General features: G+C 43.8%; 18 protein-coding genes. 4 read left to right on the plus strand and 14 right to left on the minus strand.

What is annotated here, in order from left to right:
- Positions 1-3 precede the first annotated feature (3 nt).
- The 12 genes from DWX43_RS23425 to DWX43_RS23480 all read right to left on the minus strand — a co-directional run bounded on the left by DWX43_RS23425 (position 4) and on the right by DWX43_RS23480 (position 15,108).
- Complete coding sequence (locus DWX43_RS23425; protein ID WP_118622206.1) at positions 4-1,338, minus strand: CCA tRNA nucleotidyltransferase; 1,335 nt, start codon at positions 1,336-1,338, stop codon at positions 4-6.
- 62 nt (positions 1,339-1,400) lie between these two features.
- Entirely contained in the window at positions 1,401-3,053 is a 1,653-nt protein-coding gene (locus DWX43_RS23430; RefSeq protein WP_118622208.1) for an AAA family ATPase, read from the minus strand.
- A 15-nt stretch (positions 3,054-3,068) separates the two neighbouring features.
- The gene (locus tag DWX43_RS23435; RefSeq protein ID WP_330582315.1) at positions 3,069-4,124 is read right to left on the minus strand and encodes a DNA repair exonuclease; all 1,056 of its coding nucleotides are present in this window, start codon (positions 4,122-4,124) and stop codon (positions 3,069-3,071) included.
- Positions 4,125-4,212: 88 nt separating this feature from the next.
- Positions 4,213-5,604: an asparagine--tRNA ligase gene (gene asnS, locus DWX43_RS23440; RefSeq protein WP_118622212.1), complete on the minus strand. Its 1,392-nt coding sequence runs from the start codon at positions 5,602-5,604 to the stop codon at positions 4,213-4,215.
- An 86-nt stretch (positions 5,605-5,690) separates the two neighbouring features.
- Complete coding sequence (locus tag DWX43_RS23445; RefSeq protein WP_109730807.1) at positions 5,691-6,683, minus strand: Gfo/Idh/MocA family oxidoreductase; 993 nt, start codon at positions 6,681-6,683, stop codon at positions 5,691-5,693.
- 211 nt (positions 6,684-6,894) lie between these two features.
- Positions 6,895-7,581, minus strand: coding sequence for a D-allulose 6-phosphate 3-epimerase (gene alsE / locus DWX43_RS23450; protein WP_118622214.1), 687 nt, complete (start codon positions 7,579-7,581; stop codon positions 6,895-6,897).
- 13 nt (positions 7,582-7,594) lie between these two features.
- On the minus strand, positions 7,595-8,626 hold the full coding sequence (locus tag DWX43_RS23455; protein WP_109730809.1) for a substrate-binding domain-containing protein: 1,032 nt from the start codon (positions 8,624-8,626) through the stop codon (positions 7,595-7,597).
- A gap of 93 nt (positions 8,627-8,719) precedes the next feature.
- Positions 8,720-9,679: an ABC transporter permease gene (locus DWX43_RS23460; protein WP_109730810.1), complete on the minus strand. Its 960-nt coding sequence runs from the start codon at positions 9,677-9,679 to the stop codon at positions 8,720-8,722.
- 16 nt (positions 9,680-9,695) lie between these two features.
- Positions 9,696-11,177 (minus strand): sugar ABC transporter ATP-binding protein, encoded by a 1,482-nt coding sequence (locus DWX43_RS23465; RefSeq protein ID WP_109730811.1) that lies wholly within the window; start codon positions 11,175-11,177, stop codon positions 9,696-9,698.
- A 35-nt stretch (positions 11,178-11,212) separates the two neighbouring features.
- Positions 11,213-12,436, minus strand: coding sequence for an anhydro-N-acetylmuramic acid kinase (locus DWX43_RS23470; protein ID WP_118622216.1), 1,224 nt, complete (start codon positions 12,434-12,436; stop codon positions 11,213-11,215).
- A 267-nt stretch (positions 12,437-12,703) separates the two neighbouring features.
- Complete coding sequence (locus DWX43_RS23475) at positions 12,704-14,509, minus strand: histidine kinase dimerization/phosphoacceptor domain -containing protein (protein WP_109730813.1); 1,806 nt, start codon at positions 14,507-14,509, stop codon at positions 12,704-12,706.
- 11 nt (positions 14,510-14,520) lie between these two features.
- A complete protein-coding gene (locus DWX43_RS23480) occupies positions 14,521-15,108 on the minus strand; it encodes a response regulator (protein WP_118622218.1) in 588 nt (195 codons plus the stop codon).
- A 203-nt stretch (positions 15,109-15,311) separates the two neighbouring features.
- On the opposite strand from DWX43_RS23480, the gene DWX43_RS23485 reads away from it, so the two are divergent.
- The 3 genes from DWX43_RS23485 to DWX43_RS23500 all read left to right on the plus strand — a co-directional run bounded on the left by DWX43_RS23485 (position 15,312) and on the right by DWX43_RS23500 (position 17,037).
- Positions 15,312-15,542 carry a helix-turn-helix transcriptional regulator gene (locus DWX43_RS23485; RefSeq protein WP_118622220.1) on the plus strand — a complete coding sequence of 77 codons (231 nt, stop codon included), beginning with the start codon at positions 15,312-15,314 and terminating at the stop codon, positions 15,540-15,542.
- A gap of 49 nt (positions 15,543-15,591) precedes the next feature.
- The gene (locus DWX43_RS23490; protein WP_118622222.1) at positions 15,592-16,137 is read left to right on the plus strand and encodes a Uma2 family endonuclease; all 546 of its coding nucleotides are present in this window, start codon (positions 15,592-15,594) and stop codon (positions 16,135-16,137) included.
- Positions 16,138-16,491: 354 nt separating this feature from the next.
- Complete coding sequence (locus tag DWX43_RS23500; RefSeq protein WP_118622224.1) at positions 16,492-17,037, plus strand: Uma2 family endonuclease; 546 nt, start codon at positions 16,492-16,494, stop codon at positions 17,035-17,037.
- Positions 17,038-17,471: 434 nt separating this feature from the next.
- Here DWX43_RS23500 and DWX43_RS23505 read toward each other — a convergent pair whose 3' ends face one another.
- Positions 17,472-17,831 carry a hypothetical protein gene (locus DWX43_RS23505; protein WP_118622226.1) on the minus strand — a complete coding sequence of 120 codons (360 nt, stop codon included), beginning with the start codon at positions 17,829-17,831 and terminating at the stop codon, positions 17,472-17,474.
- Between the two features lie 34 nt (positions 17,832-17,865).
- Positions 17,866-18,018: a hypothetical protein gene (locus DWX43_RS27215; RefSeq protein ID WP_187370895.1), complete on the minus strand. Its 153-nt coding sequence runs from the start codon at positions 18,016-18,018 to the stop codon at positions 17,866-17,868.
- Between the two features lie 604 nt (positions 18,019-18,622).
- Between DWX43_RS27215 and DWX43_RS23515 the strand changes: the two genes are divergently transcribed.
- Entirely contained in the window at positions 18,623-19,120 is a 498-nt protein-coding gene (locus tag DWX43_RS23515) for a QueT transporter family protein (RefSeq protein ID WP_109730818.1), read from the plus strand.
- Positions 19,121-19,187 lie beyond the last annotated feature (67 nt).

The following is a 19,187-nucleotide window of genomic DNA, read 5'->3' on the forward strand; positions in this document are numbered from 1 at the left end:
ATGCTAAATGCCAAGCTTTTCTTTTACATAATTACATAATTTTTCTTTCTCATTCATCTCTGGTTCATCAATGACAAGCTCCAGCAGTTCATTGAGTATGTCTCCCATCTGTTTTCCCGGCTTCATGCCAAGCTTCAGCAGATCTCTGCCGCTTACTTTGAGCTGCCTTAGAGTCACACACTGGTCATTGATCAGCGCCTCCTGGTACAACTCACGCATTGCCACGATATTTTCAATCTTTGCGCGCCGCTTATATGGACTCTGCGCCTTGACATCCGCCATACGGACCGCCAGATAATAAGGGAACAGCTCCACGCCGATCCGGTTCATGGCACGGCGGACATTCTGTGGAGTCGCCTCAATCCGGTAATCGTGGTAGCAGACAAGGCGTGTCACCGTCTTAACTGTTTCATTATCAAACTTCAGGCGCCTGAGGACTTTCCGCGCAATCTCCTCGCTGACGAGTGCGTGGCCTTTAAAATGATCAACACCTTTTTCATCTGTAGTCTTCATCGCCGGCTTTCCCATATCATGGAAAAGCATTGTGAGACGGAGAATCTTGTCCTTCTTGACATTTTTCAGCGCATGGAGCGTATGGTCCGCCACATCATACCTGTGATGGCGTGTATTCTGTTCCACGCCTACCATCGCATCCCACTCCGGAAGTATCACCTTCGTAATACCCAGCTCATACGCATCCTGAATCAGCTCCGGATGGTTCGATGTCATCAGCTTCACAAGTTCTACCTGAATCCGCTCTGCACTGATATTTTTTAAAGTAGGAGCCAGCGTCCTGACCGCCTCGGCCGTGTTTTTCTCAATCGGAAAAGCAAGCTGTGCAGAAAACCGCACCGCCCTCAAAATCCTGAGCGCATCCTCGGAAAACCGCTCCATCGGGTCACCCACACAGCGGATCAGATGGTGGTTCAGGTCCTGCATCCCGCCAAACACATCCACAAGGCGGATCTCATCATTATAAGCCATCGCATTGATCGTAAAGTCCCTGCGCCTTAAATCCTCCTCCAGATTCGTTGTAAACGTCACCTCTTTCGGATGACGGCTGTCCTCATACTGCCCGTCAACCCGGTACGTCGTTACCTCAAACCCGTCCTTACCGATCATGACCGTGACCGTCCCATGCTCAATCCCGGTATCCACCGTCCTGCGGAACAACCGCTTAATCTCCTCCGGCTTCGCCGAAGTCGTAATATCCCAGTCCTCCGGCCTGCGGCAGAGAATCGAATCCCGCACACAGCCTCCCACCGCAAAAGCCTCATAGCCATGCAGCTGAAGATTATTAATAATCATAATCACTTTTCTTGGCAACTCTATCTTCATGTAAATCTTCCTTTCAAAAAAGGGACATCCGCAAAGGGGTCAGACCCTTTTGCGCTCCGTTTTCAGAATTGTTTTATAATTTCCTGCTCACGTTTTTGACAAGTAAATATTATAACTTGTCTTTGCTGTTCGCTCAACCATTTTAAAGTAGATTTTAATCTTTTTTCGTCATAAAATGCAAATGCATCATCGAAAATGACCGGAAGCGGCTCTTCATAAAGGATTTCCGCCGCTGCCATTCTCAGCGCAAAATATACCTGCTCGATCGTTCCGGCAGATACCCTCTCCACCAGAATCCGCCGTCCGTCTTCCAGCAATGTCATATTCAGCTGTTCGTCGACAAGGAGCCTTGTATAACGTCCTTCTGTTATCTGCCCTAAAATACCGGAGGCTTTCCGGTTCAGTATGTCCCCGAACCCCTGTACCATTTGGCGGGAGGCAGACAGCAGCTTCTCTTCCGCCATCTGCAGCGCCTGGCTTGTCATTTGCAGGTTTTTAATCTTCGGCTCAGGCATATCCAGTTCCGCAAGCTGTTCCTGAAGATTTTGGAAACGCACCTGCTTTTCCTTCCATTCCGATTTTATCCTCTGGTTTTCCCATTTCAGCTTTTGCAGATATTCTTTTTCCTGTTCTATTTTTTCAGACTTTTGAAATTGTTTGTCCTTACCCTGTTGATTTTCTATTTGCTTCTGAAGTTCTTCTCCGCCATATTTTTTATGAAACCGATGGCGTATTGACTTTATGCCGCCAAAACAAACCAGAAGAATGCCTGCCGCAAGAATCATCCATGACATGGCCGAAATGGCTCCGCCTCCTGTAAATATGGACTGCGATCCTGTGAAGAAACTCCAGATTCTACCTGCAATGCCCGCGATGATTCCCAGTAATCCAAGGGTTATGTAGCTCTTGCCCGAATCTGTATCTGGATGCTTCTTCTGGCCAGCATCTTCGTTATATGCTTCGCCCCGCCCGTCTTTATCCGGTTCATCCATCTCCCCGGGCAGTTCCATATCCCGCAGCAAATCCCGGGAAGTTTTGAGTTTCTCCTGATTATCTTCCAGCTCACTTTGCAGCTTTTCGGCATCCTTCGTGACGTACTGGCATTCGCGGCGGATTATCTCCCGCTTTTCTTCCTGCTTTTCATACAGTATCTTTATTTCCTGCTCAACGGACTTCTTCCGCATCCGCAGTTTATCCAGAGCACCTGACAAATCCACCGTGCTGCTCCCGGTCTCATAATAATTGGCCGCGTAATTTTTCAATTCCTCCGCCAGTTCCTGCCCCGGCCGCGCTGAAAGCTGCCCGACCGCAATTGTATTATCGAAGGATTCTTTCGTCATCCCGCCAAGCAGCATCTCCAGATCACCGTCTTCAACAGATAGTTCCTCCCCGTCATCCTCACAGACCAGACTTGCACTTTTCGTATACCTGTCAAAACTCCGCTCCAGCCGGAACTGTTTCCCGCCGCTTGTAAAACGCATGATCCCCGCGTAATAATTGGGATTCTCCCAAGGCTCATAACGGCTGAACTCATCGTTTTGCGCAGCCCTTCCCCTGCCGCGGTCAAGGCCGAAAAGCATCGCTTTTATAAATGCATAAATCGTAGATTTTCCATATTCATTTTCACCATAAAAAATCTGAATCCCATCCTCCATAAAAAAATGGCAGTCCGAAAATTTTCCAAAATTCTTTAGATAAAGTTCCCTTATCTCCATACTCTTCCACTTTCTTTATATCAGACTGTTCTCCAAAAGCGCCTGAACCCCTTCCTGTAATGCCTGGTATTCTATACTTCCTTCTGTACAGCCTGAGAACTCCCCGATAAACTTTCCGATCAGGTTATCCTGATTTTCTTCATACAATTTCTGATAGTCGTAAGCCGGCCTCGTCTCATCCTCAATCTCGAGAATATTTCCATACACATCCATATGGGCCGTATCAAACTCAACATCTGCGTCCCGGTACCCCCTCAGAATAAACTTATACACATTCTGAACACCGCGCTTTTCCACAGTTCCTTTAATGTAATCCTTCACACTGCCGTTCGTCATAGACTCATTTACCCGCAGCGCAAGATGAAAATATTCACGGGATGCATAAGGAACAAACTCAACATGCGTCCCTTTCTCCGTAATTTCCCCCCGGACAAACCCATGCTGCCCGGTATCATTTTTATCCACAGGCTCCAGCGCCCCTGCGTAAACAGCCAGATTCTTAACCAACGCCTGCGGTTTGTGGATATGACCCAGTGCGACATAATCAAACCCCGAATTTTCAAAAGCATCCGTTCGGACAGGTACATGCTTCTCGTCCCCGCCATGCGCCAGAAGAATCTCATGTTCCGCCGTCCCCGGGGCTTTAAGGTTATAGCGTTCCTCGCGTATCTCCCTTGCATGATAACTAAACCCGTACACCGCCAGATCCAATTCCGGCAGCATCACATAACCAAGCTCACTGCCAAGCAAAGGATGGACATTCTCATTCCACTGGAACGTACGGTAATAGGACCCCTTTTTTATATAATCATGGTTACCCACAATAAAAACAACCTCGGTATGTGACAATGTGGAAAACAGATAATTCACTTCCTTTAGCTCCCTCAAAAGAGGCTGCCGGTGAAACAAATCACCTGCAATAAGCAAAACATCCGTTTTTTCCTCCTCACACAGGGCAATAACCTGTGAAAAACTCTCCCATATCTCCTGCGGACGCCCCGCAGAATAAGCACTCCCGGCATCCGGCTGCGCCCCGAGATGCACATCAGCAATGTGGATAAATCTCATCATGTCCTCCATAATCTCCATTTTGGTACACCACAAAAGTCAATTGGGGACGTAACCTTTTTGAAGTTTGTTACGTCCCCAATTAAATGTTCTATAGTTCGCAGTTATTCACAGTTCTCGGGAATGGCACTACGTCGCGGATGTTTGACATTCCTGTCAGGTACATGACGCATCTTTCGAATCCAAGGCCGAATCCTGCATGTCTTGTTGAACCATATTTTCTCAGATCGAGATAGAATTTGTAGTCTTCTTCATTCAGGTTCATTTCTTTCATTCGTTCTGTCAGCTTGTCGTAATCGTCTTCTCTCTGGCTTCCTCCAATGATTTCACCGATTCCCGGCACCAGACAGTCGACTGCTGCCACTGTCTTGCCGTCTTCGTTCAGCTTCATGTAGAATGCTTTGATTTCTTTCGGGTAATCTGTTACGAATACAGGGCGTTTATAAACTTCCTCTGTCAGGTAGCGCTCGTGTTCTGTCTGAAGGTCTGTCCCCCAGTGTACCTTGTACTCGAACTTTTCATTGTTTTTCTCAAGCAGTTCGACTGCTTCTGTATAAGTAACTCTTGCAAAGTCTGAGCTGACTACATTCTGGAGTCTGCCCAGCAGCCCCTTGTCCACAAAGGAATTGAAGAAGTTCATTTCTTCCGGTGCGTTCTCAAGAACGTAGGAGATTACATACTTCAGCATGGCTTCTGCCAGGTCCATATTGTCATCCAGATCTGCAAACGCTATCTCTGGTTCGATCATCCAGAATTCTGCAGCGTGGCGTGTAGTGTTGGAATTTTCTGCGCGGAAGGTTGGTCCAAAGGTGTAGATGCTTCTAAACGCCTGTGCAAATGTCTCCCCGTTGAGCTGTCCACTCACAGTCAGGCTTGTCTCTTTTCCGAAGAAATCCTGACTGTAATCAACGGTGCCGTCGGGGTTCTTCGGTACATTTTCCATATCCAGAGTTGTGACTCTGAACATCTCGCCCGCACCCTCACAGTCGCTTCCTGTAATCAGTGGTGTGTGGACATATACGAAACCTCTCTCCTGAAAAAATTGGTGGATCGCATATGCAATCAGAGAGCGCACTCTGAATACTGCCTGAAACGTATTTGTTCTCGGACGCAAATGTGAAATTGTTCTGAGATATTCGAAACTGTGCCGTTTCTTCTGCAACGGGTAGTCCGGTGCGGAGGCGCCTTCGACGGAAATTTCGTCTGCCTGAATCTCAAATGGCTGCTTTGCCTGTGGTGTCGCTACCAGTGTTCCGGTTACTACGATTGCTGCCCCTACATTCTGTTTGGAGATCACATCGAAGTTCTCCATTTTATCATGATATACAATCTGCAGCGGTTCAAAATAAGAACCGTCGTTTACAACAATAAATCCAAAAGTCTTAGAGTCGCGGATACTGCGGATCCATCCTCCGACAGTTACCTTCTTGTCCAAATATTCTTCTCTGTTTTTAAATAATTCTCGAATTGTCACCAGGTCCATACCAAATACTCCTTATTCCCTTTATATTTTATCCTTCATAAAACACCGGACGGGTGCGGTGAATCACCAAACACACTCTGGCACTATTATAACACTGAATCCGCCTGAAATTCAATCCCGTTCTGTCTTCTGGCCTCATCTGTAACCCGCAAAGTATCCAGAGAATACTTTTTGTAGGGATGTTCAATGCATTTTCCCTTCACTAGCCGGGCAAATTCCTGTACCTCGTAAACCATATTGTTCTTTGCGGGCGTATAAGGGACAGCTTCTCTTCTGCCGTCCCGGAACACGATTTCCAGCGTATCCGGCTGTGAAATTTTTCCTATAAGAATACTTCCCTCTTCTCCGAGGAATATACTCGGATTGACAGATTCCGTAATTTTTGAGTAAACCGCCTCGGCAGTCACATCCCCATACTGCATCATTACGATTCCATTTCCCTCAAAACCATTTTCAAGTTTCGTGGAAAACGCTTTTATTTCCTGCGGCATACCGAGCATTCTGACTAACGTGTGTATACAATAGACCCCGATATCCATAATTGCTGCATTTGAAAGTTCAGGGTTGAATGCATTGAGGATCTCACCTGCACGGAACTTATCATAACGTGAAGAATACTGGCAATACTCCATCGTCACACGCCTCAGCCTGCCGATGCGCGGAAGATTCTCTTCCACCAGCCTGAATGCAGGGTCAAAATCAGGCCTCATGGCTTCCAGCAGCACGACTTCATTCTGTCGGGAGCATTCAAACATCGCTGCCGCTTCTCTTTCATTTACAGCCATAATCTTCTCACACAAAACATGTTTCTTATGACGCATGGCCTCAATTGCCTGCGGACAGTGTGCATAAGTAGGCGTTGCAATGTAAACAGCCTCTATGTCTGACTGCAGAAATTCCTCATAGTCCGTATAAACATTTGGAATCTGATGCCTGCAGGCAAACCCGTCCCCTGTCTCCTGTTTTCTCGAATAAACCGCATATAGTTCCACATCCGGCACTTTTGCCGCTGCTTCAGCGAGCCAGTCACTTATAAAATTCGTTCCTACAATTCCCAGCTTCAAATTTCCTTTCCTCATCTTCCTGATTATTTCGATCTTAGTTATTTAACCTTATTTTTTATATAATACTTATCATATAATAGTAAATATAGAATACCATCTTATCCTTATAAGTCAAGATATTCCCGCCTTTCAAGTATAGATACGTATCTGTTTGCTAAAAAAATATATCTTTGCACATTAGATCTCCTGTGCAAAGATATATTTCAAATTAACGAAATTTTTTCTTCTATATCTCAGGGCAGCCAGTCTCCTGCCTGAATATCTCTTCCATTCTGCCCCATGACTTTTCTAGAGTTTCTTCTAGTCTGAAAAGCCCTGAATAACCTACGATAAAGATTTCCGCCCCCGCATCAAACAGTTTTTTGTATGTTTTTTGATTGCAGGATCCGTCTATCTGGATCTGGTAATGATACCCGTTTTCTTCCTTCAGGCGTTTCGCCAGCCTTACCTTTTCCAGCATCTCTTCAATAAACGGCTGTCCTGCAAATCCCACGTCAATCGTCATAATCGTAAGCAGGTCAATCCGTTTCAGGTACTGTTCAGCCATACTAAGGGGCGTTGCCGGATTCAACACAACCCCTTTTTTACATCCCAGATTCTCTATCTCATTCAGAACCCTGTATGCATTCGCATTGATTGTTTCAGCATGAGGAGAAATATAATCCGCCCCGGCATCTGCTACACGTTCAATCCAGTCCAGCGGGTCTGTCGTCATCAGGTGAACATCTATCGGCTTTTTTGCAACACTTTTAAATACTTTCACCATATCCGGGGACAATGTAATATTTTTGCAGTAATGTCCATCCATGATATCTACATGGTACAGATCCGCATGCCGGTTTAGTATTTCCATATCCTCCCTGATATTCAGAAAATCCATGCACATCAGGGACGGTGCAAATTGAGGTCTCATCCTGTCCCTCCTGTTAAGGCTGATAATCCGGCAGATACTGCTGGATTGCTTTTACGGCTTCCTCTGTTTTCATATTCTCCGGAGTCAGGATGAACACGCCTGTATCTACCTGTTTTTCCACCGTTTCGCCATTCAAAAGTTTCATAATAGATACAACCCCCTCATACCCCATTGTATAAGGATTTTGAAGTGCTGCTGCATCAATAATCCCTTTTTCCATAGCTGTTAAAACATCTTCACTTACATCCACCACGCATAATTTCACTTCATTTGTAATACCTGCTTTATTAAACGCATTTAGTGCCCCCTGTGCCGCAGCGTCATTAGTAGCAAAAATCAGATCCAGATCGGGATTTGCCGTCAGGAAATTGGAACAAATATTTTCTGCTTCTGCAATATCTGATTTTGCCAGCTGGATTCCCAGATATTCCATGCCTGCATTTTCCGCCATCGCCTGTTCAAAGCCATCAGGACGGTCTTTACCTGCCGCAAATTCATAGCTGTCACCGATGATTGCATAACTTCCCTTCGTATCCTTTCCCAGCTCCTCCAACATATGTTCCCCTAATTTTTTGCATCCTTCTATATTATTCGTGTAAAAGAATGAGTCCGCTTCATTTGGCTCTACACCACTGTCCACAGTCACAACATGGACGCCCTCTGCAATTGCATTTTTCACAGGTTCCAGAAGTGCCTCAGGATCTGTAGCTGCCAGAACGATTCCATCCACCTGGGCTGTAACGGCATTATTCATAATGTCAATCTGCCCGGTCGCATCCCCGTTTTTCGGAGGCCCGTCATATTTCACCTGAATATTACCATACTCCTCCTTTAAGTCAGCTGCCGCATCCTCAGCCCCCTGCTTTACAGCAAGCCAGTATGCGGATGCTGTTGACATCGGGATTACCTGAATCTCTGCTGTATCTCCACTTTTCGTATCTTCTTTTTTAGAGCCTTCCCCAGAACCTCCGGCCCCATTTGTCCCGCATGCGGTCAGGCCTAATACCATACACATTACCAAAGCTGCAGCTATTTTCTTTTTCATAAGTTTTTCATCCTCTTTCTTCTATAATTTTATATCTTGTTTCCTTAACCGGATAACCAGCCTTTACACTAATTGATATTCTCTTGTATTCTCTTACATTTCTTTCCTTCTCCGTACATTATCAATAAATACGGCGCATACAAGAACGATTCCGATTAAAAGCTTTTGCCAGTATGTGGATACACCCATAAGCTGAAGCCCATTTGACAGCACGGTCATAATCAGTGCCCCAACCAGCGCCCCCGGTATGCTGCCTTCACCACCGAACAGACTCCCTCCGCCGATAACAACGGCCGCGATTGCATTCATTTCATATCCCTCTCCGGCAAGTGCCACACCGCAGTTTAATCTGCACAGCATCAGGGCACCCGCGATTCCACTCAGAATACCGCTCATTAAATAAATCATAAATAACTTTGTCTTTACCTTGATCCCCGAAAATCTGGCTGCCTCCTCGTTACTTCCGATCGCATATGTATACCTTCCAAATCTTGTCTTGCTTAATAAAACATGAGCCACGACCGCGAAAATCAGTGTAATGATCGTGATACTTGGTATTATTCCCAGCAGATTCAGGTTTGAAAATGCTTTGATGGATGCAGGCAGACTATAAATATTATTCCCTCCGCAGCTCAGCAGGGCAACTGCCTCAAATACATACATCGTTCCCAGCGTGGCAATAAACGCGGGGATTCCCAGTATGGCCACCAGAATTCCATTGATTGCTCCAACAAATGCTCCCAAAAGAATTGCCAGTGTTATCGCCAATAGCACCGGTACATGGTATTGTGTAATCAAAATCGCAGACATGATACAGGACAGCCCGACTGTCGTGCCCACTGACAGGTCAATCCCTTTACTAACGATTACAAACGTCTGTCCTACCGCAAGCAGTCCTACTACTGACACCTGCTGCAGCAGGTAATATAAATTTCTTGTGGAAAAAAATCCCTTGGCAATCACAGAGAATACCAGCAGCATAAGCACCAGTACTAAAAGAACTGTCAGTGAATTTAACCTTTCCTTAAAAGCTTCTTTCTTTTTTGTACCCATTTTATACACCTCCCGCTTATCTCTGCTGTGCCAACATCAACTCTTCTTCTATTGTTTCCCGCCCGTAACTTCCTGTGATCCGCCCTTTTGCCATGACCTCAATCCTGTCGCAGACCCCTTTCAGTTCCGGGTTATAGGAAGAGATCACCAACACGGCACATCCCTGCTTTGCAAGTTCTCTGATCACCTCATATACCTTGGCTTTTGCAAGAACGTCTATCCCCTTTGTAGGTTCGTCAAAAATCAGGATCCTTGCACCGGAAGCAATCCACTTCCCAATAGATATTTTCTGCTGGTTTCCGCCGCTTAGATTCATCAGCTTCTGTTTTGGCGAACTACACTTTACACCTAGTTTCCCTATCATTTCTTCTGCCATCCGGCTGATGCCGCGGTCATCAGCCATTCCTTTTTTAATTACCTCTTTCCTGCCGGCAACCAGACTTGGTATTGACAGGTTAAACTGAAGAGACATCGTCAGGTTCAGCCCGCCCGTTCTCCTGTCCTCATTGATGTAACCGATTCCGTGCCTTAATGCATCATTTTCATTCCTGATATATACTTCTTTGCCGTTAACAAAAATATGTCCGCATTTCGCTTTATCTTCGCCGATAATCAGATGTGCAAGTTCCGTGCGTCCGGCCCCGATCAGCCCCGAAAGCCCAACCACTTCCCCATAGCGGACCGTAAGGTCCAGAGGGCTCACTACCCCTCCGCCAAACCCTTTTAATTCAAGGGCCGTTTCTTCGGTCGTATAATTCTGATATGCCGGGTAGAAATCGCTTGCTTTTTCCCCGATCATGAAGCCGACAAGCTGATTCTCAGTTAAGCCTTCCATCATACCGTGGAAAGCAACTTTTCCGTCCTTCATGACAACGCATCTGTCCGCCATCATGATGGCATCCTCCAGATAATGTGTGATAAAAATAATAGTGAGGCCGTCCTGCTTCATCTTCCTCATAATCTCAAACAGTTTTTCTTTTTCCTTTGTCGTCAGCGATGTGGTAGGTTCATCAAAAATAACAATTTGGGGATTTTGGGAAATACATTTTGCAATCTCACATATCTGCTGCTGGGAAACACTCATACCAAGCAGTTTCCTGTCCGGCGCTATATCATCGATTCCCATTCTCGCAAGCATTTCCGCGGCAACTTCAAGTTGTTTCTTCTTATCTACAAAAGCTCCTTTTAGAGGCTCATTTGCCAGCACAATATTCTCTGCCACCGTCAAATGGGGAACATTACTCAATTCCTGAAATACTATACCAATCCCGTTTTTTCGGCTCTCCTCGGCACTTCCCAGCTCCGCCTCCCTGCCTTCAATGAATATCTGTCCTTCGTCTTTTTTATAGACTCCGGACAGAATTTTCATCAGAGTGCTTTTCCCTGCGCCGTTCTGCCCGAGAAGTGCAAGGATTTCACCTGAATACGCCTTAAAGCTCACATCATCTAATGCCTTATTGGAAAAGAAAGTCTTGGTAATATGTTTAAATTCTATCATGTTCCATTTCCCGCCTTTCTTATTCCTGAGATTTCCTATTCACTGTCATCTGTTCCAAGGGCATACTTAGGTGCTACACAGATATGTCCCAAAACGTTATACTTTCTTGCCCTGCATGCACCTGGCACATTATTCGCACTCTGGTGCACGGCTGCATAACCTAATGTGGCAAACTTCATGGCCTCCTTGAACTGGGGTGGTATTCCGATTGCAAAAGAAGTTTCTACTTTCAGTTCAGGCAGTCTCTCCTGAATATTTTTCAAAAGGGTCTTATTATAAGCACCACCGCCGCTTGCATACATTACCTCTGTATCAGACAGGTCGACAAACTCACGTATACTTGAAACAATCGCTTCCGCCGAGAACACATTAAAAGTCGCCATAATATCTTCATCCGAAAGATGGGAGTATTTCTGCCTCATTTTTTCAGAATATTCACAGTCAAAATCATCTCTCCAGGCTGATCTCGGATAAGGTCTTGTTAGGAAATCCGCCGTCATCAGTTCTTTTAACATTTCTTCGTCATACTTTCCTCTGGCTGCAATGGCTCCATCTTTATCATAATTCACGCCAAAATATTGTTTTGCTATGTAATCCATCATGATATTCCCGGGTCCGCAGTCATACCCAAGCATTTTCTTTCTGTTTTTGTAAACCTTGTGAACATTAGAGATTCCGCCGATATTCAAAGTCAGGGTTGGTTTTTCATTTCTGAACAGCACATAGTCTACATACTGCATCAAAGGTGCCCCCTGCCCTCCTACTGCATGGTCTGCGGGGCGGAACTGTGATACGGTCGTGATGTCGGTATAGGCTGCAACCACATTTCCATCACCGAAGCAGAATCCGTATGCATAAATATCATCCAGAAACAGATCCGGATAATCATTTTCAAACATTTCATCTGTAACCGCATCTGCCTTCGCCCTGTCTGTCTGATGGAGGAATACCTGCTGCCCGTCCACTCCGATGCATTCAATCTCATCCGCCGTGTGCCCGGTTTCTTTCAGCAGTTTTTTTACCGCAATCCCAAAAAATCCTCCTATTGCATAGTTTAATTTAGCAAGATCGTTAAGCCCAAGTTTTAAGTCAAATGCACCCCAGATCATCTCGTTCAGACGCTTTGGCCAGTCAACTGAAATTCCCCCCAGATATTTCGGAGGGTTTGGCTGGTGATCCTCTGCCATTGAAATCTCCGCTAATACACAATCCACTCCATCACAGGAACTGCCACTATTTAATCCAATAATTAATGCCATAACATTACACACCTTTCTTTTTTGTTATTGCCACAGGGGTTTTCACCCGGGAAAGAAAGCATTCGTACAAATACAATTAGCCGGCGTAGTATTTATCTGGCTGCCCGCGTGATAACGCAAAAAACGCCAACACAATAAATTGTGTTGGCGTCCATAACCTTTACACGAAACTATGCAAATCAACCATGAATTTGCTTTCTTTCTCTTCTGTTTGAGCCAATAATACCATTCATTTTTTCTTTTGTCAATAAGTTTTATGCATTTTTATCATAAAAATATATTTTCGTTTGCTTTTATTATGATATATGCACCATTCTCATTTCTGAATTCTACACTTCCTTTGAATTCATCACAGACAATGGACTGAATCACCATTAACCCGATTCCGGTCTGATCATCCGGATCGAAGTCATCCGGGAACCCCTTTCCTGTATCCCTGTATTCGATTATGATCATGTCCTCCCCGCGGCTGATCCTGATGTCAATCTTCAGGTCCTCTTTCCTTGCATGTTTAATACTGTTATTAATTAATTCATTGACTACAAGTGCCAGAGAAGCCGATCTGTTGTACGGCACAAAAACTTTATCAGTATGTACTGTGACTTCTGCACTCTGGCTGTAAAACTTCTGTATTTCCCCGATAATCTCTTCAATGTCGGCCACATTTCTCGTTGAAGGGTCATGGGCCAGAATATTATGGATCGTTGCGATGCTCTTAATGCGCCCTATGATTTCCTCGATCATCTCCCCCACTTCACCGACACTGTCAGGATTATTCAGTTTGTGACGGAGCATCAGTTTTTCCATCTGAAGCAGACTGATGATCACCTGCAAATTGTTCTTTATCCGGTGATGGCTTTCCTGCAAAAGAACCGAACGCCCCTTCAGGCGCGAATTCTCGATCAGCATCGCGATCTCACGTCCTATCAGTTCCAGATACAATCTGTCTTTTTCGGAGTAAACATAATAGTTCCGATAGAAAACCTGAATCACACCCACATTCTCCCCGTTTGATTTGATCGGGATGCCAAGAACAGTCTCCATGTCATGATTATCATGATCTTCAAAACATGAAAGGAAATCGGAATTCTCAAATATACTAAAATAATACATCTCCTGTTTTTTATTTAGTTCCTCCAATATCTCCTTTTTCATGAAAGGCACCCTTGCGCCTTCTTCATCCGAGATCCGCATAATGCTGTTATTTTTTTCGTCAATCAGATATATTCTGCAGTGGGTCGCTTTCAGCTCTTTTGTTATCCTTTTTGCCAGCTCCTTCATCATATTGCTTTGATCATAACCTTCTCTTATTTCTCCGATACCCTGACTCAAAGCCTGTAGGAACTCTTCCTGCTTCTCATCTTTCTTTAGTCTTTCCCCGCCGAGCATGACATGATATATCTGTGCCGGATTTTTCTTGATGTCTTCCACTAGATACTCTCCGAACGTTTTCCCGTGCGCAATCACGGTAACCTCTTCGCCGATTTTTACAGAGTCCTCCCACTGGCTCGTAAAATACAGGATCATCGTCCCCTGCTTTTTGAGCATCTCAAGTACTCTGAGAAAGCAGCTCATCCCTTTATAAGAAAGTCTTCCGTGGATCTCATCTACCACCAAAAGCCTCGGTTTTAGCGCTGCGGCTTTTAAAATTGACACAAGTGTCCTCTCCTCCTGCGACAGATTCCGGACCTTTGTTCTAACATCCAGCGAATAATCCACCTCTTTCAAAAGTGCAGCACACCTCTGCTCAATTTTCTTTTCCGAAAGGAAAAACGGAATCTTTTCCGTAGAAAGCATAATATTGTCCGCCACCGGCAAGTTGTAATATAGATTTTTTTTCTTGGTAATGAATGCAACCTGATTGTCCTGAACCTTTGCATAATACTCCCCGCCATCCATCGTTATAGTTCCGGACTGAATCGAATTCTCCTCGTGCAGTATCTGCATAAACTCATCGATTGTGTTAATATTGGGACAGATGACGGCCTGTATCCTTGGACCATCCACCATGATACTGACATCCCTGATCCTGCTTCCGGGCGTTTTTCCTGCGACATGCTCCATGCAAAACATATACACACCCCCTATGACAGCAGTTTTTCCGCATCAATGATTTCCCGGGCTATTACCGCCAGTTTTTTATTTTTATCCCTGCTTTTTTTCTGCAACTGCTTCATGGCTTCAGATTCCTTCACGCCAAACCGATCCATCAGGATTCCCTTCGCCCGCTCGACCAGCTTGCGTTCCTTAAGCGCCATGTTCAGATTCTCATGCTTATCACTCATCTCTTTAAACTCTTCGAATCTGCGCAAGGCAACTTTAATCGTCACCTCCAGCTGCTTCTCGTCAATGGGTTTTAACAGATAACCGAATACACCAACTTCATTTGCCCGGTCTACCAATTCCCCGGAAAACTCACCCGATACGATAATAGAAGGAATCACCTTATTACGGTTTACCTCCTCTAAAACAGACAGACCGTCCTTTTCGGGAAGATTAATGTCCATAAGAATCAGATCCGGCTCTGTTTTTTGAATCTTTTCCAGCGCATCCTTCCCGTTCGCAGCACTTCCCGCAATGCTGTACCCCATTTCCCTAACCATGAGCTTGAAGCTTGTCAGGATGACAGCCTCATCCTCCGCAATAAAAACCTTTAATTTCTTCGTTTCCATACAGACCACCTTTCCAACACCACTTGAGTCTTATTATAAAGACCAGCCTGAGATAGGTCAACTTCATTATGTTTGTTAATTAATGGAATGGGAAAGGTATCGATATACACTTGTTATATGTGTATATCCCTGTTATAATAATAGCACAATAGAAAATTGGTCTTTCTATCCTACCGCAATTTCACATCAAAGGGAGGCTGCCAATGGCAATTCAGTACAAAACCAATATTATTTCTGCTTTAAAAACAGCAGGATATTCTACTTATCGTCTCCGCAAAGAAAAATTACTTGGAGAAGCCACATTGCAAAAATTTCGAAACAACGAATTAGTATCATGGGAAAACATATCTATTATTTGTAAACTGCTTAACTGCCAGCCTGGAGATTTAATGGAATATGTGCCGGATACGAATGAAACTATGGAACGCATTTGATTAGCCACTGTCACTCTGTCAATACTATTTCATGGAAGGATGTGTTAAAATGCCATTACCAAACCAGAAGAACGAATACACTGCTGATTATATTTATTCTCTGCCTGATGGGGAACGTGCTGAGTTGATTGACGGGCAGATATACTATATGGCCCCGCCAAACAGGAAACATCAAGAAATACTATTAGAACTTGCCGGTACTATCCGTGATTACATCAAATCCAAGGATGGCTTATGCAAGCTCTACATCGCCCCATTTGCCGTATTTTTGAATGAAGATGATAAAACCTATGTAGAACCAGATATCAGCCTCATTTGCTCACCTGATAAGCTAAATGAACAAGGCTGCGCAGGTGCCCCTGATTGGGTGATTGAAATAGTCTCCCCGGGAAGCAGGCGCATGGACTATTACACTAAATTATTCAAATACCGTACTGCCGGGGTACGGGAATATTGGATAGTTGACCCTGATAAAAACCGTATTATGGTATATAACTTTGAATCAGAGGATACTATCGAATACACTTTTACTGATTCTGTAAAAGCAGGCATCTATGAAGACCTGTCAATTGACTTCGAACAACTGAATATTTAATCACTGCCGCCCCCTCCCATCAGGTGAAGAATTCTCCTGATACGGCATCCGGTTGCTTGCTGAATGATAATGAACAAATAATTATTGAAATCAAAAAACTTATGTTGGGAAGCAAAATCACCCAACGTGAAATTGCTGAAAAGCTTCAAATCAAGTCCCAAGGATTAACTAAACTATTAGCAAAGAAAAATTTTGGTTGTGAGGACGCTGATAAAATTCTATCTGCTATGGGATATAATTTGATTGTAGATTTTCAACCAAATTCTTAATATGTATCCTAAAGTGTGTTTGATCAGAACCACCGAATAGCGGCTGTCACTCTGTCAATACTATTTCATGGAAGGATGTGTTAAAATGCCATTACCAAACCAAAAGAAAGAATACACAATTGAAGATATCTATGCACTGCCTGACGGCGTACGTGCTGAACTGATTGACGGGCAGATATACTATATGGCTGCCCCAAATACAACTCATCAGAGGATAGCCGGAAAACTGTTTAATATTATTGCCAACTATATATCTACAAAAGGTGGAGAATGTGAACCATTTATTGCCCCTTTCGCCGTGTTCTTGAATGAGGATGATAAAAACTATGTGGAGCCTGATATTAGCGTAATTTGCAATCCTGATAAACTGAATGATAAAGGTTGTGTAGGCGCACCGGACTGGGTGATTGAAATTGTCTCAACTGGCAGCCGGCGCATGGACTATCTAACCAAACTATTCAAATATCGCACTGCCGGAACAAAAGAATACTGGGTTGTAGACCCTGACAAGAACCGTATCACTGTCTATAATTTTGAATCAGAGGATATGGTAGAATATGATTTCTCTGATTCTGTAAAAACTGGCATCTATGAAGACCTGTCAATTGACTTCGGACAATTAAACATTTAACCACTGCCGCCCCTTTTATCAGGATTGGGGGCGGGTTTTACTACTTTTTAAGGTGTCTTGAATATCTCGATACTCTTTCGGAAAGGAAAGATAGCAGATTTATTTCGCCAGATATGCTACATTAGAGAAACAAAGAAAACAGCTACCACATTTGTAGAGCTGACCTAACAAATCACAAAAACAAGTGTATAATTCGTTAAAATACGGTCAGATATTTTTATGAGGCATATTAGATAATTTATGCTATCCAAATTTATTTACACACTCTATAACTATTTCTTCTAACCATTCTACATATTTATCTGCTACTTCTATAATACTTTTATTTTTAAACTCTTCTATTGTTTTGTTAATACTTTATTTACCAGTTATTACCAACTCATTTTTACTTTGTTTATAGCTGTATTCTTTGCACTCTGTATATTGTTTAATTTCTAAATCAATTCTCTTCCCACTAAACTTTCTAAAATCTCCATCAGGTCAGTATAGCACTGATCATCTCCCAACGTTATATACTTATTAGCATATAAAGGTTCTTTTTTTAGAGATCTATTTCTTGCATCGACTATTCCTTTTAACATAATTTTCGTTAATTCGTCAGGTTCCTTATCTGCGTACCATTTATGCCATCCCTCTATTTTATTATACTCAGCATTCATAATCCATAAAACCGACCTCGATGAACTAATAAATGCATTTAAATAATAATTAAATTCAGGAAATACATTCTCACTCTCTTTCATCTTATTGAAAAAAAATCGTGCTTCTCCTAATCTGCTTTCCGTATTCTTCATACATAGATCCTCCAATAAGTAAATTATATATCACTTACCATCGCTCTTCAATTATCCTACATTCCTCCGAGCGGCTCTCAGTCAGTCTCATTACTCTTGTGATCGTTCTCCCCTGTGTCAGGCATAATATGGCCGTCTTGTCATCCTTCTGCCATTCAATGACATTCAGGTCATTGGCTTGCCCCATAGGTATCGTAGTACCCGTGTGGTTGTTACTTTTCTATACATGGACGTTACCTGAAATAATCAGCCTGTCACTATAGCCCGGTGTAGTGTCTACGCAATCGCCTAGCTTTTCTAACATCTCTATAAAGCCGCAACAATTAATGACGAAAAAGATTTAATCGGTTCTGAGGATTGGATAATGAAAAATCAATACGAGGAACCGTATCACCCAGTAAAAGCAAACATGGTTCTTTTTATCTGTAAGAAAAGGGTTAATGTGCCAATAGATTCATTCCGTTTACTCGTTAAAGATATATATGAGTATATGGAATTCAGAACCCTCACATTTGTTTATAATTATACTGATAACGAACAAGAAATTTTGTTTTGGGACCTTTTCAAAAAAGACTGAATGCTCAGTGTAGCGGTTTCATGCCGCTGCATTTTCCAATTTTGTACTTTTTTTGTACTTTTCTTGCTTTTCCCCTCCCCCCATGCTATACTAACAATCGTTCCCAAGCCCTGAAAAATAAGGTCTTACGGGCTTACCGGCGATTCCCGCCGTAAAATGAATCGTGTGTTCGAGACCTTCCACACGTAAAACAAAACTAAAGGAGAATTGAAAAATGAAGAATTCAGGCAACAACAAAGTACTGTTTATGTCACAGGCGGCGATGATTGCCGCGATCTATGTAGTGATCACGGTCGTATTCGCACCATTCAGTTACGGAGAAGTGCAGGTCCGTCTTTCCGAAGCGCTGACAATCCTCCCGGTATTCACTCCGGCCGCAGTTCCGGGGCTGTTCATCGGATGTATCATCAGCAACATACTCGGCGGGTGTATCCTGCCGGATATTATTTTCGGAAGTCTGGCGACTCTGATCGGCGCCATATTCACGTGGCTGCTGCGTAAGAAGAGCAAGTTCCTCGCTCCGCTGCCGCCGGTTCTGGCCAATACGGTCATCGTACCGTTTGTCCTGCGCTATGGGTATCAGATACTGCTTCCTATCCCGCTTATGATGCTGACAGTCGGCATCGGGGAAATCATTTCCTGCGGAGTTCTCGGACTGATTGTATATGCCGCCCTGAGCAAATACAGACACGCCATTTTCAGAACTGCTTAAATGATATAAAAGAGCTGTCACAAAATATTGAACCGCTCCCCGTCAAGTAGACAATTAAAAAAATAAA

The organism is Clostridium sp. AF19-22AC, from assembly GCF_003479085.1.
GTDB classification, from domain to species: Bacteria; Bacillota; Clostridia; order Lachnospirales; family Lachnospiraceae; genus Faecalicatena_A; species Faecalicatena_A orotica.

Coding starts and splice junctions, on each gene's coding strand:
- DWX43_RS23425 (WP_118622206.1), bottom strand. CDS start 1,338: ATGAAGATAGAGTTGCCAAGAAAAGTGATTATGATTATTAATAATCTT.
- DWX43_RS23430 (WP_118622208.1), bottom strand. CDS start 3,053: ATGGAGATAAGGGAACTTTATCTAAAGAATTTTGGAAAATTTTCGGAC.
- DWX43_RS23435 (WP_330582315.1), bottom strand. CDS start 4,124: ATGATGAGATTTATCCACATTGCTGATGTGCATCTCGGGGCGCAGCCG.
- asnS (WP_118622212.1), bottom strand. CDS start 5,604: ATGGACCTGGTGACAATTCGAGAATTATTTAAAAACAGAGAAGAATAT.
- DWX43_RS23445 (WP_109730807.1), bottom strand. CDS start 6,683: ATGAGGAAAGGAAATTTGAAGCTGGGAATTGTAGGAACGAATTTTATA.
- alsE (WP_118622214.1), bottom strand. CDS start 7,581: ATGAGACCTCAATTTGCACCGTCCCTGATGTGCATGGATTTTCTGAAT.
- DWX43_RS23455 (WP_109730809.1), bottom strand. CDS start 8,626: ATGAAAAAGAAAATAGCTGCAGCTTTGGTAATGTGTATGGTATTAGGC.
- DWX43_RS23460 (WP_109730810.1), bottom strand. CDS start 9,679: ATGGGTACAAAAAAGAAAGAAGCTTTTAAGGAAAGGTTAAATTCACTG.
- DWX43_RS23465 (WP_109730811.1), bottom strand. CDS start 11,177: ATGATAGAATTTAAACATATTACCAAGACTTTCTTTTCCAATAAGGCA.
- DWX43_RS23470 (WP_118622216.1), bottom strand. CDS start 12,436: ATGGCATTAATTATTGGATTAAATAGTGGCAGTTCCTGTGATGGAGTG.
- DWX43_RS23475 (WP_109730813.1), bottom strand. CDS start 14,509: ATGTTTTGCATGGAGCATGTCGCAGGAAAAACGCCCGGAAGCAGGATC.
- DWX43_RS23480 (WP_118622218.1), bottom strand. CDS start 15,108: ATGGAAACGAAGAAATTAAAGGTTTTTATTGCGGAGGATGAGGCTGTC.
- DWX43_RS23485 (WP_118622220.1), top strand. CDS start 15,312: ATGGCAATTCAGTACAAAACCAATATTATTTCTGCTTTAAAAACAGCA.
- DWX43_RS23490 (WP_118622222.1), top strand. CDS start 15,592: ATGCCATTACCAAACCAGAAGAACGAATACACTGCTGATTATATTTAT.
- DWX43_RS23500 (WP_118622224.1), top strand. CDS start 16,492: ATGCCATTACCAAACCAAAAGAAAGAATACACAATTGAAGATATCTAT.
- DWX43_RS23505 (WP_118622226.1), bottom strand. CDS start 17,831: ATGAAGAATACGGAAAGCAGATTAGGAGAAGCACGATTTTTTTTCAAT.
- DWX43_RS27215 (WP_187370895.1), bottom strand. CDS start 18,018: ATGGGGCAAGCCAATGACCTGAATGTCATTGAATGGCAGAAGGATGAC.
- DWX43_RS23515 (WP_109730818.1), top strand. CDS start 18,623: ATGAAGAATTCAGGCAACAACAAAGTACTGTTTATGTCACAGGCGGCG.